Raw genomic sequence first — 14,715 nt, 5'->3', positions numbered from 1 at the left:
CACTCTATAAGCCTACAGAGATAGGAAGTCTTTTACTTTTTGAAGAACATGTTCTGCAGTGTCTTTATCTTCCATTTCTGCGAAGATTCTTAGTAACGGCTCTGTTCCTGAGAAGCGAGCAATGACCCAGCCACCATTCTTGAAGTACACCTTAGCGCCATCTTCATAGCTGACTTTTTCAATTTCGTATTCGAATTCAGGCAGTTGTTTCTCTACGTAGATCTTTGTGTAGAGCGCTTCTTTCTCTGAAGGTTTGAATTTGCAATCCCCCTCCGCTGTATACGCATAACCATACTTAGAGTAGATTTCATCAAGCAGCTCAGAGAGTTTTTTACCGGTCACACTGATCATCTCAACCAATAAGCTCGATGCGAACACACCATCTTTACCTTTGATGTGGCCACGAATGGTTAAACCACCCGAACTTTCGCCACCAATCAGTGAGTCATCGGCTTCCATTTGAGAACTGATATGCTTAAAGCCTACAGGAACCTCAAAGCTCTTTTCACCATGATCCGCAGCGACTTTATCAAGTAGGTGTGTGGTTGCGATATTACGAACGACAGAACCTTTCCAGCCTTTGTATTCCAGTAGGTAGTAGTAAAGCAGCAGCAGCACTTCGTTAGGGTGAATGAAGTGACCTTTCTCATCGATGATACCCAAACGGTCGGCATCGCCATCGGTACCAATACCAATGTCGTAACCTTCAGCCGCAACTAAGTGCTTCAAGCGATACAGCGTTGCTGCACTTGGAGAAGGCATCAGTCCGCCGAAGTCTGGGTTTTTACCATCGTTGATTACATCAACATCACAGCGAGCGCTGATTAACACGGTTTGCAGTGCGTTTTTTGCCACGCCGAACATTGGGTCGATCAGGACTCTTAGGTTGGCTTGTTTAATCGATTCGATATCAATCGCGTTGATGATCGAGTCAACAAAGGCGTTCATTGGATTGATGATTTCAATTTCTTTGTCATTAAATGCTTGTTCAAAATCGACTCTGAGGACATCTTCACTGTTTAGGGTCGCAATCTGTTGTTCAATCTTTTCTGTGATGACCTCATCAGCATCACGACCACCTTCAATGAAGATCTTTATGCCGTTATAGTCCGCTGGGTTATGAGAAGCGGTAATGCACGCAGAGTAAACACATCCCATTTCTTTCGCTTGGAACATTACGATAGGAGTCGGAACGAATTTGTCGATAAAACTCACTTTGATGTTGTTGGCTGCCAATACTTCAGCAAACCAGCACGCGGCTTTATCTGAAAGGAAGCGGCGGTCATAGCCGATAACGAAGCCGTTTTTCGCTGCATCTTCATTATTGATGATGTTAGAGAGTGCTTGTGCCACTAAGCGGACGTTTTCTCTAGTGAACTCTTCACCAATAAACGCGCGCCAGCCGCCAGTACCAAATTTAATCATTAGAAAATCCTTTTAGTCTCACTACCTCAAGCCAGTAGAGACTTGAGATAGGAGATGTTCATCAAATTAAGTGATTAGCCGAGTACAACGATAACTTCGTTTACGCTGCCATCGGCTTGTACTGGGATTGCGCCTTCAATCTGCTCACCGTTAATCGTGATAGAGGCAACGCCCTTGCTTACTGCATTCGGGTTTTGAACGGTGATGTTGTAAGTTGCACCGCGCCATTGACGATTTACCTCGAATTCTGGCCAATCCGTTGGGATACAAGGATCGACGGTTAAACCTTCAAAGCCTGTACGAACACCAAGAATGAAGTTAGTTACCGCAAAGTAAGCCCAACCCGAGGTACCTGTTAACCAAGGGTGGTTTGCACGGCCGTGGTCTTGGTGGTCTTTACCCATGATGAACTGCACGTACGAGTATGGTTCTGCGTAGCGTGTCTCAATCATGTCGTTTTGGTTGTATGGGTTTAGTGCGTCGTAGAATTTCATCGCACGGTCACCACGGCCTAGCTTCGCTTCGGCGACCCAAGCCCATGGGTTCGGGTGAGAGAAGATAGCGCCGTTCTCTTTAACGCCTTGGTAAACGCGAGTCACAAAACCGATATCGTCATTTGGTGTAGCAAACGATGGAGAGTTTAGGTGTAAGCCATACTCAGAGAATAAGTTCTCATTAACTGCGTCCATCGCTTTCTCGCCACGCTCTTGAGATACCGCGCCAGATAGAACCGCTAGCGTGTTTGATTCAAGGTGAACTCGACCTTCAGTTTGTTGAGCAGTACCGATCTTGTCGCCATTTTTAGTCAGACCACGGATGTACCAGCCACCCTCGTCATCCCAAAGGTGCGTTTCACACGCTTCGCGAACGTTCGCTGCCATTTCAGTGTATTTAGTAACGTCAGCATCGTTATTACGGAACTTAGCTAGGTCTAAGAATTCTTGTAGCGCCCAGAAGTGTAGGAATGAAACCATTGAAGATTCACCGCCACCTAGGTTCAAACAGTCATTCCAGTCAGCACGAAGACCTTTACAGATACCGGTTTGCCCTACGTATTCTGCAGAGAAATTCAGCGCCGCTTTCATGTGCTCGTAAACCGTTGCTTCGCCACCATCTGCGTATGGAATCACTTCGTCAAAGAAATCGTGTTCACCTGTTTCCATCACGTACTTGATGATGGTTGGTACGATCCACAGGTGATCATCAGAACAGGTATCGTCAATGCCGTGGATTTTGTCGTCGTCTGAAGGCGTTGGAACAACCGTTGGCGATTTTGAAGGCTCAACGTCTGCTTTCTCTGGATCGAACCAGTCAGGATCGAACAAGTGTAGACCGTAGCCCGCTTTCACTTGGCCACGAAGCAGATCGATAATGCGTTTTTTGGTCATTTGTGGGTTGGCATGAGGTACTGAGATCGCGTCTTGCGCCGTATCACGGTAACCAAGGCCAGTACGGCCACCGACTTCAATGAACGATGCAAAGCGCGACCAAACCACACAGGTTTCCGCTTGGTATAGCGTCCACGTGTTGATCATGGTGTCTAAGCCTTCGTTTGGCGACTTAACTTGGAATTTGTTGCAACGCTCGTCCCAGTGATCTTTGATGCCTTGGAAAGCGGCATCTACGTTGGCTGCATCTTGGTACTTCTCGCGTAGGCGTTCACCGTTGCCTTTACCTATACCTAATACATATGCAAAGCGAACTTCTTCACCCGGTTGAATCGTAAATTGCTTGTGCAGAGAACCACAATGGTTGTAACAGGTTTGCGCGCTGTTAGAACACTTGCCATTTTCAACCGCAATTGGGTTTGCTTCATCACGGTACATGCCTAGGAAGTTGTCACGTTGGCCATCGTAGCTGTCTGGCGAGAAAGTTGAAGCTAGGTAGTAGAAGCCTTCAAAGTCGTTAGTGTTGTAGTACAAGTCGTATTCAAGCACACCTTCTTGGTAAGACGTGCCCGCAGAGTACAGAGACATCTGATGGTTCTGGTTATCTGATTGAATATGACTGAAAGAGAACTCAACAAATGAGAAAGTGCTGATGGTCCTTGGCTTGTCAGTGTTGTTCTTCAGCACGACATCCCAAATTTCCGCATCTTCACCTTTAGGAACGAATAGCGTTTTAGTTGCCGTAATACCGCTGTATTCACATTTGAACTTTGAGTATGACAGACCATGACGAACTTCGTAGTTCGCTTCATCTAGGCTTTTTGCCACTGGCTGCCAAGAGATAGACCAGTAATCACCGGTTTCATCATCACGCAGGTAAACATAGTGCCCTGGACGGTCGAATGTGCCGTTTGGACGGAACTTAGTAACACGGTTGTATTCCGGAGAATTGTAGAACGAGTAACCGCCCGCATTATGCGAAATCACGGTACAAAACTTTTCAGTACCTAGGTAGTTAGTCCAAGGTGCTGGTACATCAGGGCGAGTGATGACGTATTCGCGATTGTCGTTATCGAAATAGCCGTATTTCATTGTCATTTCCTTTTTAACAAACTGCATCTATGCAGCTAATTTTTAAATAGTGATGCTGAGTCTTATCTGACTGAGCACCTTAATTTGAGTGAGTACCTTAATTTGAGTCAGCAACCGCTCGATGTGAGTGTCGCTTTGGTTGTGTTTTATTGCGCTTTCCAAGGGTTGCGATAGTCAACATTGAGTCTGTCGAGTAATGGCAAGTGCCCTTTAAGGCGAGATAGGTAATCTAGCCAGTTCCGGTTGTTTTTATGTGTCCAACATCCTTCAGCTAAAGCGCTAATTCTTGGAAATACCATGTAATCCATGCGCTTTTGATTGGTGACGATCTCACACCATAGAGCACATTGAATGCCGCGGATCCGCTTACGAATTGGGTCGGTGTCGGATATCTCAGCAAGTGCTTCGTAGGTATAAGCTTGTTCTAATGGGATGACAGCAGCCCAATCTACGCCCGGTTCTTCCGGTGCATAATCTTGGGTCATGTCGAGATAGGTAAACTGTGCCGGTTGCAGCACAACATCAAAGCCTTGGCGAGCGCAATTCACAGCCGCTTCCTCACTGAGCCATGAGTAGATGATGGTCTCTTTACTGACCTTGTTGCCGTGTTGTGCTTCTTCCCAGCCCACCATGCGCTTGCCTAGTTGCTTGAGTTTGTTCTCGGCATAACGGAATAGGTGGCCTTGTAAATCTTCGCTGTCTTGATATTGATGCTCTCTCATCAGTGCTTGAGCGGCAGGGCTGTTGGTCCACACCCCTGGCGGTACTTCATCTGCGCCCATGTGGATCAATTCGCTAGGGAACAGCTCAGCCACTTCTTCAATAACGGCATCTAGGAATTGGTAAGTACTTGGTAAACCAGGATTTAGCACGTTGTCGTTGTAGTGCTGAATACTCTTGTATTGTGTGGTGTCTGCTTGATCTACCAACATGTCAGGCAATGACTTTATTGCAGCGCGACAGTGACCCGGGATATCGATTTCAGGAATAACCGTGATACTGCGCTGCTCAGCATACTCAATCACTTCACGAATTTGTTGTTGCGTGTAGAAGCCACCATAGTTCTCAGCAAGGTGTGTGTATTGCGGCTCTAATATATGATTAGGGCCGCGCCAAGCGCCGATTTCAGTCAGCTGAGGTAGGCTCTTAATCTCAATTCTCCAACCTTCATCGTCAGTTAGGTGCCAATGAAATACGTTGAGCTTGTAGTACGCCAGTTGATTGATTAAACGCTTAACTTGCTCTACCGAGTGGAAGTGACGAGCGCAGTCCAACATCATGCCTCGGTATTTGAAACGAGGCTGATCGGCGATTTTGCAACATGGAACAAGGAAGTTCTCGGAATCCAGTTGTTGTACTAACTGAATCAAGCTTGCCACAGCGTGTGTGAAGCCAGACTGGCTAACTGATTCGAGCATTATCTGCTGTGTCGTGACGGTGAGCTTGTACTCAGCTTCGTCCAAAGTCGGATTGCTGCGAAATAGAATGTCGCCGCTTTCGTCTTTTGAAAATTCAGTTGAAAGCTCATTCGAAAGAGAGATTTCAAAGATAGAGAGCAATTCCTGTTGTAGCCAAGAGAGAGCTTTATCTGCAAGGTGAGATTGAACCTCAATCTTGCATTCACTATTTAACGCGAAGCCACCTTGCTTAATTTCGATCTGGTTCGGCTGAGGAATCAATGCCACTTCAGCTGCGCTCACTTCAGGTATTTGATTGCGTTCACGATATGGTGAAGCTAAAACAATCGGCGATATAGCAACAGGCAGTACCGATGTTTCTCCTTGGTGATATGATTGTATAAAGGCATCATTAAGGCCATCAGAATAGAAGTAAAATGGGCCGCTTTGAATACTGAATTCAAGGTAGTAATGGTTGTTCGCCTTTAACACCGGTGAACTTGGTTTGAACGAGCAAAAGCTTCCTACTTGAGTCAGTTCACCTTGCGATAAGCTCTCAGGAAGGATGAATCGGTCAAAGGCAAAATGCAGTGACCAATCTTCTACGTCGAGGTCACTTAAGTTATGTACCGTAAGGCCGAATCGGCAGTTATTTTTTTGTTCAGAAAGAACAGCTAAGTCGATGCGATAATTCATATAACTTCCCTGCTAAGCCTGTTGATACAAGTTGTGTTGTGATTTTCCGGCAAACATCAATGCGCCTTCTATTGCGTCAAATTGAGGTTTAACGATCCACTGCTGTACTGGTGGTGATAGCCAGTTGAGAATGCGTTCTGCGATACTTCCCATTAAGCACACCTTGTCAGCACCTTTTCGATGCAGCGCTAACACAAACATTTCGATATCGGCTGCAGCTTGCTTAAGCATCTCGATAGCCAGTTCATCGCCTTCATTAGCCAGTTGAAAAATGACTGGAGAAAATTGACCATAATCTTTTGGACTCGCGCCTTTCGACCACGCCACGATCGCATCAACATCATTATTGAAATGATTCATAACGTGTTGAGTTAGCAGAGTTTTGTTACGAATACCATCTTCAGCGAGTAGAACTTGCTGAATTAAACGAAGGCCCATCACTGCACCGCCGCCTTGGTCTGAAATTGGGAATTCACGACCACCAACAACATGTTGCTCACCGTTGTTTAAGTAGATGCCGCATGAACCTGTGCCAGCGATCATGATTGCACCGTTTTGGCCATCGTGAGCGCCAATACAAGCACCATAAGCGTCAGTGTTGAGCGTCATACTTGCGAAAGGGTGTGTTTGTGCCATGAAATCGAGCCACGCTGATTTTTGCTCTGCGCCAGCCAGTGCTAATCCAACATGCATATTAGACAAGTCGTCAGCGTTGAGTTGGCTTTGTTGGGCGGCTTTGGTGATGGCATCTGTAATCGAATTCATCGCAACATCAACGCCCAATAGGATGTTGGCACTGCCGCTCTTAGCTTCACCAATCAGTTTGCCTTGGTCATCTCTAATTCGAGCTCTGCAAGAAGTGCCACCACCATCAATACCTACGTAGTAAAGAGTCATGATTATTGCTCCTTACACTGTGCTAAATGGTTGAATTGTGCTGCTGTTGCCAGTAAGTACCACGCGCCATGAGGAATCCATTGTTCGCCCCAACGCCAGTTTTGTAGCATGTCGTCTTTTTGATCTGGTGGATTGAATGCGATGTCTTGTTCATCGTCAAAGCCAGCCGTGATGCCGTTGCAGATACCGCCTTTCGCATTAAAGAAACCAAGCTGTGGTAGGTAGTCTGGGTTGTTATGACCGTGACCATCAAGCATGCACATGTGGTAAGGGTTCAATCCTAAAATCCAATCAAGGCTGTTTTGTGAAAGCTGGATTAAGCGCTTTTTAAGATCGGCATCTTGAATGTGTGGTTGAACCAAGTACGCCATGGTCGCAATTGAACCAAGACGTGCGTTTTCGCCTTGCCACCAGTAGCCTGTTTCGTTCTTTTGAGCGACAAAGAAGGCATCGCGTTTATCACCATCGACAGACTTAACGTATTGTCTCGGGTAGCCAAATGGGTTGATGACTTTGTCTGTAATATTGATTTCGAAGTGACAGGCTTTTTGAACAACCGTGCGCGCTTGTTCTTTCAGTTCTGCATTGGTTTCATTGTCGATGTACTCGCATAGCGCAATCACAGGAAGGCCTGCTTCTGCTGCATGGAAGTAAGGGCGAGAGCCATCAGAGTTTGCCGACCAGAAGTAGGCAAATGAGTCATCGGATTGCTGACGAGCGATCAAGCGACTCGCCCAAATCCTTGCTTCTGATAGATATTGAGAATCTTGTGTAACTCGGTACAACTCGTTGGCAGCGAGTAGGGCACAATACTCATCGATGATGTTCTCTTCACCGTCATTTAGGTATTGGAGGTTGTACTCTTTTAGATGCCAGTAACCTTTTGCAGCTGTATCAAGATAGGTTTGACTAGAGTAACTGCCAGAGGTTTTAAGTTCAGAAGCTGCGGCTAATGCTGCAATAGCAACACCGGCACCTTGTCGGTAGCCCGCTTGCAAGTCCGTTGACTTATGGCCTTCCTGAGTAACATAAGCGCAGATGTCGCGCTGATTGATGTCTTTGCTCCACTTGTCGAATACCGTCATATAGAAGTATCCAGCCGCGTCTTGCATGCGCACTAAGAAATCTGCACCGAATAGGGCTTCTTCAGTCAGGCGAATCATGGAGAATTTCGGGAAGTCTGGGTTATTACTGGTTAAGCGCACGCTTTTAAGCATGTTCCAAACAACCATAGGAATCTGTTGAGGATTGAGGTAATTACCATAAGACAGGTGACTAAAGTACTTGCTTACATCACCGGATGCGTCGTACCAACCGCCATGGACATCGACGTACATGTCAGTACCTAGAATTTGTGCCTGTTGATCTTTTTTGTCGAAAGTTCCGCCGCAACGTTGAGACTTAAAGTAATGAAGCACATCAGAAAACGTGTGGTTCATTAGTAGGTTGCTACCAATATCGAAAACTTTTGAACGCAGATTGTCAAAGCGCAGGTAGTAGCGACCAGGTTCAGTGAATGAACTGAAATCGATAGTGAAGAATTGTCCTTGATGCCAGTTTGCTACGCGGCCTTGCTTTACAACATCGAAGTTGCCCACGGTAATATGGTTGTCGGCACACACTAATAATGCAGTCGTACTTGATAAGCGAGCTTTCTTAGTTTGTAAGATAGCCTGCTTTGGAGCCGTGGATTCGTAGCCAATATGGTTGGTCAATAACAGCATCAATGTTCTCCAAAAGTCCTAGTTTCTTATGGCTAGGTACCTGAAATTTTTTAGGATAAATAGTTAGGGTCCGCAGACCCTAACGGGCATTTATTGCTTAGCTTTCGTGTAGGTAACAACGCACAAAATGGTTCTCTGCGAGTTGAGTAACACCCGGTAATTGCTCTTTACACTTGTCCATTGCGTGAGTACATCGGCCTGCAAAAGGGCAACCTGCTGATGCTGGTGTCCAAAGAGGGATTTCCCCTTTATTACCTGCTAATTGGTCGTGGATAGATTTCTTAGGGTCTGGAACCGCAGAAACCAGCAGTTGGGTGTAAGGGTGTTGCGGGTTAGCAATCACGTCATCGGTATCGCCCCATTCCACCATGTGTCCTACGTACATCACTGAAAGATCTTCAGCAATATACCGAGCCGTTGCGATGTCGTGAGTGATGTAAAGCAGAGACATTTGCTTCTCAAACTTCATCTCTTCCATCAGGTTTAAAACACCAGCACGAATCGATACATCAAGCATTGATGTTGGTTCATCGGCTAATACAACTTCTGCCCCTACCGCGATGTTACGGGCTAGGTTGACACGTTGACGTTGACCACCTGAGAGTTGGTGAGGGTACTTTTCTGCCGTTGCTTTTGGTGGGATTAAGCCAACCTGCTCTAGAAGATCGTATACACGTTCCTGTAACTCTTTCTTGTTGCCAGGAGATACTTTTTTGTGGATCAACAATGGGCGAGCAATGTGGTGGAAGATGTTATGTGTTGGATTCAGGGAACCAAACGGGTCTTGCCATACCATCTGCACGCCTTCACGGTAATGCATAAGATCTTTTCTGCTTAAGATCTCTTGGATGTCACGACCTTTGTACTCGATCGTACCGCCTGATGGCGTATACATTTTTGCGATCATTTTTGCCGTTGTTGATTTGCCTGAGCCAGACTCACCAACCACCGCTAGGCCGCGGCTTTTGTACATTTTGAATGATACGTCGTTAATCGCACGCATCATCGGGGTTTGAATGGTGGTACTGCTTATTGGGAAGTCTTTCACGACGTTCTTACCTTCTACCAATAACTGACCGAAATCTTTGCTCATAATTGTCTCCAGAATCCTTATTCGCTTTGCTTGTATTTCGGCGGTCGAGCCGCCTTATTCGTTATTCACGCTGAATCAGCGTGCAAGCTATAGCTTCCTTTGTACTATTGGGTCACCGTACAGGTGGCAGTTAGACAAATGTCCCGGGTCGATAGAACGCAGCTTGGTTGGTACCTTGGTGCAGGCTTCATGTACACGGTCACAACGAGCTTGGAAACGACACCCTTCAGGAATCTCTAACAGGTTCAAAGGATTGCCCGGAATACCCGCTAGTTTTGTCTTTGGCCCTGTCAGTGGAGGGAAAGAACTTCCCAGCCCTTTGGTGTAAGGGTGGAAAGGGTTTTCTAGAATATCTTGAGAGTCCGCAATCTCGATAAGCTCACCTGAGTACATGATGCCGATACGGTCAGAGAACTCGACCATCAATGACAAGTCATGGGTGATGAACAGAATCGAGAAGCCAAACTCTTCTTTCAATGCATAGATTTTTTGTAGGATTTCGCGTTGCACAACCACATCAAGTGCTGTTGTTGGCTCATCCATAATGATCAGCTTTGGATTCAGCGCGAGAGCGATAGCAATAACCAAACGTTGACGCATACCACCAGAGAATTGGTGGGGGTAGTCACTCAATCGGCTTGGGTGAATATCGACGATCTCAAGTAGACCTTCGGCGCGCTTTTTTGCTTGCTCACGAGTCATGTTGGTGTGGTGCATAATCACGTCACAGAACTGCTCTTCCATTGGTAATACTGGATTCAATGCGTTCATTGCACTTTGGAATACCATCGACATCTCGCTCCAACGGAACGCTTGCATACGGTCATCACTGTATTCAAGGATGTTCTCACCATTGAAGATAACCTCGCCACCACTGATGTAAGCGGGCGGCTTATGCAGACGCATAAGAGAGAAAGCAACAGTTGATTTACCACAGCCAGATTCACCAGCTAGGCCGAATACTTCACCTGGAGCAATGTCGAAACTTACGTTGTTACACGCACGTACATCGCCAGACTCTGTGATGTAATCCACGCATAAATTGCGGATAGAAATTAGTGGTTCAGACATGATTATTTATCTCCGCTCCAAAGTGCATTTTGTGGTGGTAGTTCAGGTTCACGTTCTTCTTTGTCTTGTGCTGCTAATTTCTTCCAACGCTTCATGCCTTTGTGAGAACGCAGTTGCGGGTTGGCAATTTCATCGACAGCGAAGTTAAGTAGAGCAAGACCAGTTACAAGGAGTGTCAATGCGATACAAGGAGCCAATAGTTCCCACCAAGCGCCAATCAGCATTGATGAAGAGGTTTGAACGTTGTAAAGCATGATGCCCCAGCTGATTGTGTTCGGGTCACCAAGACCTAGGAACGAAATCGTTGCTTCCATCATGATTGCGTACATCACCGAGCCGATGAAGCTCGCGCCAACGATAGAGATAAGGTTTGGAAGAATCTCTACGAAGATGATACGGAATGAAGATTCACCCAGAACTTCAGCGGCTTTTACAAACTCTTTTTCACGTAGTGCTAAGGTCTGGGAACGAACAACACGCGCGCCCCAAGCCCAGGACATAAAGCCGATAACCAAGGTTATGGTGACTGGCCCTGCCTCGCCGATAAAGGCTGCAACTACAAACAGTAATGGGTATTGAGGAATAACTAGCATGATGTTCATTGCGGCTGTCAGAACATCATCGACACGTCCGCCAAAGTAACCTGCCGAAACACCGATCACTGTCGCGAGTAAACATACGGTAAGACCCGCACCAAAACCTACAGCAAGAGATACGCGTGCGCCGTATACCACTTGTGACCAAACGTCACGACCCATACGCGTTGTCCCCAGTACGTGGTCCGCCTTTTTAGACATTATCAATGTACGACGATCGTCTGCTAGGTTTTGAGCAACCCAGCCATCAGGGCTTGTTTGTGCAGACTTAACCACGAAGCCAGGGTATTCGTGCGGGTTACCTGTACGTTTGTCTGGTACGTGTTTAGTTATCAATGGAGCCGCAATCGCACCAAGAATAAAAATACTTAGGATGATGACGCCTGTTAAGGCCATCGGGTTACGCCAAATGAGTTTTAGAATATCTTTCATGATTATTTACCACCCTTACGAAGACGAGGGTCAAGAACAACGTAAAGCATGTCTGCAACTAGGTTAAAGAACAGCATGAACAGCGTCATGATAAGCAGTTGACCTTGCAGTACTTGGTAATCACGAGCGTTAATTGCGTTGAAAAGTACGCTGCCAAGGCCTGGGTAGTTAAAGATGATTTCGATAATTAACTGACCACCGATTGCCATACCTAGCGACATAGAAAGTGCTGTCACACTTGGTAGCATCGCGTTACGAGCTGCGTAATTGAATACCACTCGGTTTTCGCTAAGGCCTTTGCCTTTCGCCATAGTGATGTAATCTTCAGCTAGCAGGTTGATCATGTTGTTACGCATGTTGACTAGGAAGCCACCAATTTGAACAATAGATGCACATAGCAAAGGTAAGAAGGCGTGGTAAGCGACATCTTTAATGAATGCCCAGCTTGTCCAATCTGGAATCGTACCCGCGGTATAGGCGTAACCTGTTGGGAACCATTTCAAGCCGATTGCGAAGGTAAACAGCGCAATCATGGCAATAACAACCTGAGGAACGGCTTGTAAAATCAGCATCCCTGGAGTCACAAAGGCATCGTATTTGCTGCCACGTTTCCACGCTGCAAAAATACCTAGGATTGAACCAATTGAGAAAGAAAGAATAACTGCGGTGCCAGCTAAGAAAAGCGACCAACCGAATGCGCCACCTAACAGCGTATTTACTGATAGTGGGTAGAACTGGATTGATGTACCAAGCTCCCAGCTTAGAATGTTCTTCATGTATGCGCCGTATTGAACCAGTAAGCCGCCATCAACGAAGCCTAATAGTTCTTTCATTGCAGCAATACGCTCAGGAGTAACTTGTACAGAAGCGTTCGCAAACATCATGGTAACTGGGTCACCAGGCATTGCTCTTGGAATAATAAAGTTTAACGTCGCTGCAACTAATAGCGCGACAAAATAAAATGACAAACGTCTTAAAAAATAACCCATAACTCACACCTTACTCACCCAGATTGTTTCCCTGTTTCTGGATTCAGGTCGCTCCTAGCGAAATTTGGAACGAAAAATCCCCTGACGACGAGCGCCATACTTTCAATTGAGAGTGTGGGGATTTTTATAAGCGGCGTAAGAAGTTACGCCGCAAAGATTGAACGATTACTTATTTAACTGGTTTTAGGTCCAGTACATGAAGTAGACGCTCTGGAATACCAGCCCAAATGTTTGGACGGCCTTTTGGATTTTCTTCGTTCCACCAACCAGTGAAGCGAGTTGTGTTGTATTGGTACATGTAAGCACCAGACATCACAGGGATCGTTACTTGGTCTGCAGCGATGATTTGCTGAATACCGTGTGCGATATCTAGCTGTTCGTTCTTATCAGCTGTTTTGTAGAAGCTGTTTAGAAGACCATCTAGCTTGTCGTTTTGGTAGAAGTGCATCGCGAAACGAGGCATACCATCACCAGATTGAAGTGATGAATTGTAAGCACTGTTCCAGTACGTGTATGGATCCGCACCGTGGAAGTAGTTTGTGTAAGCTACGTCGTATGTGCCTTCAAGCATCGCTTGGTTATACACAGAGAAGTCAGGCGTACGAGCTTTCGCTTTAATACCGATTTCGTTTAGCTGTTCTACCGCTAGTTGAACTGTGTTGTTGAAGTCGGTCCAGCCATTTGGCGATTGGATCATTAGTTCGAAAGACTTACCTGATGGAGTATCAACAAAACCATCTTTGTTTACATCTTTGAAGCCAGCGTCTGCAAGAAGCTTCTTCGCGCCTTCAGCGTTGTATGTGTTGAAGCCTTTGTACTTGTCATGAGTTTTTTCATCAGACCAAGCTTCAAACGCGTAACCAAGACCAGAAGCAAAATCATTTACTGTACCGCCACCGTAGAATGCGATGTCGATGATAGTTTGACGGTCAAGCGCCATGGAGAAGGCACGACGGAATTCAACGTTACTTAATGCTTCATGCTTTGCAGCATCTGGATGCTTGAAGTTTACAACGAAAGCTTGTGTACCTGCTGGCGGGTACCAGTAGTGGTGTTTCGGGCTAGCTGCCGCGTATGTACGGTCGATATCTGGAACGAAAGAAGACGTCCAGTCCATTTCACCGTTTACGATTTTACCTAGGAATTGGTCGTTATTCGCAATTTGTGGAACTCGCAGACAGTCAACATCTAGGTTGTCTGCATCCCAGTAATTTGGGTTTGCACACTGGATATATAGTTGCGAAGTAAATGTATCGACTTCTGTAAATGGACCAGAACCTACCGGGTTTTCATTGGTAAACGTTGATGGATCTTTGACGTCTTTCCAGATGTGCTTTGGTACTACAGGTACTTTAGCAATCTCGTAAGGTGCATTCGAGTTGGCTTCTGTTAGGTTGAATTTAACTTGATAGTCGTTAAGCTTTTCTACGGAAGTTACCCAAGAGTTGATACCAGATTGGTCAAGTTCTGGTCTCTCTTTTACAAGGTTGAAAGAAAAAACAACATCATCAGCAGAGAAAGTTTCTCCATCAGACCATTTAACCCCCTTACGAATGTCGAAAACAACGCTCATCAGATCATCTGACATTTTGAAGTTTTCAGCGAGACGGAACACTGGAGTGTTACCGTGCATTTCGTTAAATACAACTAATGGTTCGTAGAGGAAATCCCAAGTTGTATGTAAATGAGTTGCGCCTAAATACGGGTTAAAGTTACGTACAAAGGTAGTGAACTCCTTAGGGTGAATAGTCAGTTCGCTGCGTTCTGCAGCTGTTGCTACTGATGCAAAACCTGTTGTAGCCGTTGCAATAATTGCTGTTGCTAGGGCTGTTTTTTTTATATTGGCAAGCATAGCTGTTCCTTACTATTTGCTTTCATTTCACTAATGGATTGAATGTTATCTATCGCTAATTGG

At 45.8% G+C, this 14,715-nt stretch carries 10 protein-coding genes; all 10 read right to left on the bottom strand.

Features of this window, described 5'->3' with window-relative positions:
• Positions 1–12: 12 nt before the first annotated feature.
• Positions 13–1,425 carry a phosphoglucomutase/phosphomannomutase family protein gene (locus ACMAZD_RS14280; protein ID WP_435247712.1) on the bottom strand — a complete coding sequence of 471 codons (1,413 nt, stop codon included), beginning with the start codon at positions 1,423–1,425 and terminating at the stop codon, positions 13–15.
• A 74-nt stretch (positions 1,426–1,499) separates the two neighbouring features.
• Positions 1,500–3,905 carry a GH36-type glycosyl hydrolase domain-containing protein gene (locus ACMAZD_RS14275; protein ID WP_435247711.1) on the bottom strand — a complete coding sequence of 802 codons (2,406 nt, stop codon included), beginning with the start codon at positions 3,903–3,905 and terminating at the stop codon, positions 1,500–1,502.
• 146 nt (positions 3,906–4,051) lie between these two features.
• Positions 4,052–5,998, bottom strand: coding sequence for a beta-N-acetylhexosaminidase (locus ACMAZD_RS14270; protein ID WP_435247710.1), 1,947 nt, complete (start codon positions 5,996–5,998; stop codon positions 4,052–4,054).
• Positions 5,999–6,010: 12 nt separating this feature from the next.
• Positions 6,011–6,895 (bottom strand): BadF/BadG/BcrA/BcrD ATPase family protein, encoded by an 885-nt coding sequence (locus tag ACMAZD_RS14265; protein ID WP_435247709.1) that lies wholly within the window; start codon positions 6,893–6,895, stop codon positions 6,011–6,013.
• Positions 6,896–6,897: 2 nt separating this feature from the next.
• On the bottom strand, positions 6,898–8,619 hold the full coding sequence (locus ACMAZD_RS14260; RefSeq protein ID WP_435247708.1) for a glycoside hydrolase family 9 protein: 1,722 nt from the start codon (positions 8,617–8,619) through the stop codon (positions 6,898–6,900).
• 97 nt (positions 8,620–8,716) lie between these two features.
• On the bottom strand, positions 8,717–9,712 hold the full coding sequence (locus tag ACMAZD_RS14255; protein ID WP_435247707.1) for an ABC transporter ATP-binding protein: 996 nt from the start codon (positions 9,710–9,712) through the stop codon (positions 8,717–8,719).
• 87 nt (positions 9,713–9,799) lie between these two features.
• Positions 9,800–10,783: an ABC transporter ATP-binding protein gene (locus tag ACMAZD_RS14250; RefSeq protein WP_435247706.1), complete on the bottom strand. Its 984-nt coding sequence runs from the start codon at positions 10,781–10,783 to the stop codon at positions 9,800–9,802.
• A 2-nt stretch (positions 10,784–10,785) separates the two neighbouring features.
• On the bottom strand, positions 10,786–11,811 hold the full coding sequence (locus ACMAZD_RS14245; protein ID WP_435247705.1) for an ABC transporter permease: 1,026 nt from the start codon (positions 11,809–11,811) through the stop codon (positions 10,786–10,788).
• A 2-nt stretch (positions 11,812–11,813) separates the two neighbouring features.
• On the bottom strand, positions 11,814–12,800 hold the full coding sequence (locus ACMAZD_RS14240) for an ABC transporter permease (protein ID WP_009847562.1): 987 nt from the start codon (positions 12,798–12,800) through the stop codon (positions 11,814–11,816).
• 169 nt (positions 12,801–12,969) lie between these two features.
• Entirely contained in the window at positions 12,970–14,652 is a 1,683-nt protein-coding gene (locus tag ACMAZD_RS14235; protein WP_435247704.1) for an ABC transporter substrate-binding protein, read from the bottom strand.
• Between the last annotated feature and the right edge of the window lie 63 nt (positions 14,653–14,715).

Source organism: Vibrio sp. nBUS_14 (assembly GCF_051201655.1).
Taxonomy (GTDB): Bacteria; Pseudomonadota; Gammaproteobacteria; order Enterobacterales; family Vibrionaceae; genus Vibrio.
Note: the sequence above shows the minus strand (reverse complement) of the source record. Positions and strands in the feature narration are given on the sequence as shown.

Excerpts from the sequence above, each read along its gene's own strand:
- ACMAZD_RS14275 (WP_435247711.1), bottom strand. The coding sequence starts at position 3,905 with ATGAAATACGGCTATTTCGATAACGACAATCGCGAATACGTCATCACT.
- ACMAZD_RS14235 (WP_435247704.1), bottom strand. The coding sequence starts at position 14,652 with ATGCTTGCCAATATAAAAAAAACAGCCCTAGCAACAGCAATTATTGCA.
- ACMAZD_RS14270 (WP_435247710.1), bottom strand. The coding sequence starts at position 5,998 with ATGAATTATCGCATCGACTTAGCTGTTCTTTCTGAACAAAAAAATAAC.
- ACMAZD_RS14260 (WP_435247708.1), bottom strand. The coding sequence starts at position 8,619 with ATGCTGTTATTGACCAACCATATTGGCTACGAATCCACGGCTCCAAAG.
- ACMAZD_RS14280 (WP_435247712.1), bottom strand. The coding sequence starts at position 1,425 with ATGATTAAATTTGGTACTGGCGGCTGGCGCGCGTTTATTGGTGAAGAG.
- ACMAZD_RS14255 (WP_435247707.1), bottom strand. The coding sequence starts at position 9,712 with ATGAGCAAAGATTTCGGTCAGTTATTGGTAGAAGGTAAGAACGTCGTG.
- ACMAZD_RS14265 (WP_435247709.1), bottom strand. The coding sequence starts at position 6,895 with ATGACTCTTTACTACGTAGGTATTGATGGTGGTGGCACTTCTTGCAGA.
- ACMAZD_RS14245 (WP_435247705.1), bottom strand. The coding sequence starts at position 11,811 with ATGAAAGATATTCTAAAACTCATTTGGCGTAACCCGATGGCCTTAACA.
- ACMAZD_RS14250 (WP_435247706.1), bottom strand. The coding sequence starts at position 10,783 with ATGTCTGAACCACTAATTTCTATCCGCAATTTATGCGTGGATTACATC.
- ACMAZD_RS14240 (WP_009847562.1), bottom strand. The coding sequence starts at position 12,800 with ATGGGTTATTTTTTAAGACGTTTGTCATTTTATTTTGTCGCGCTATTA.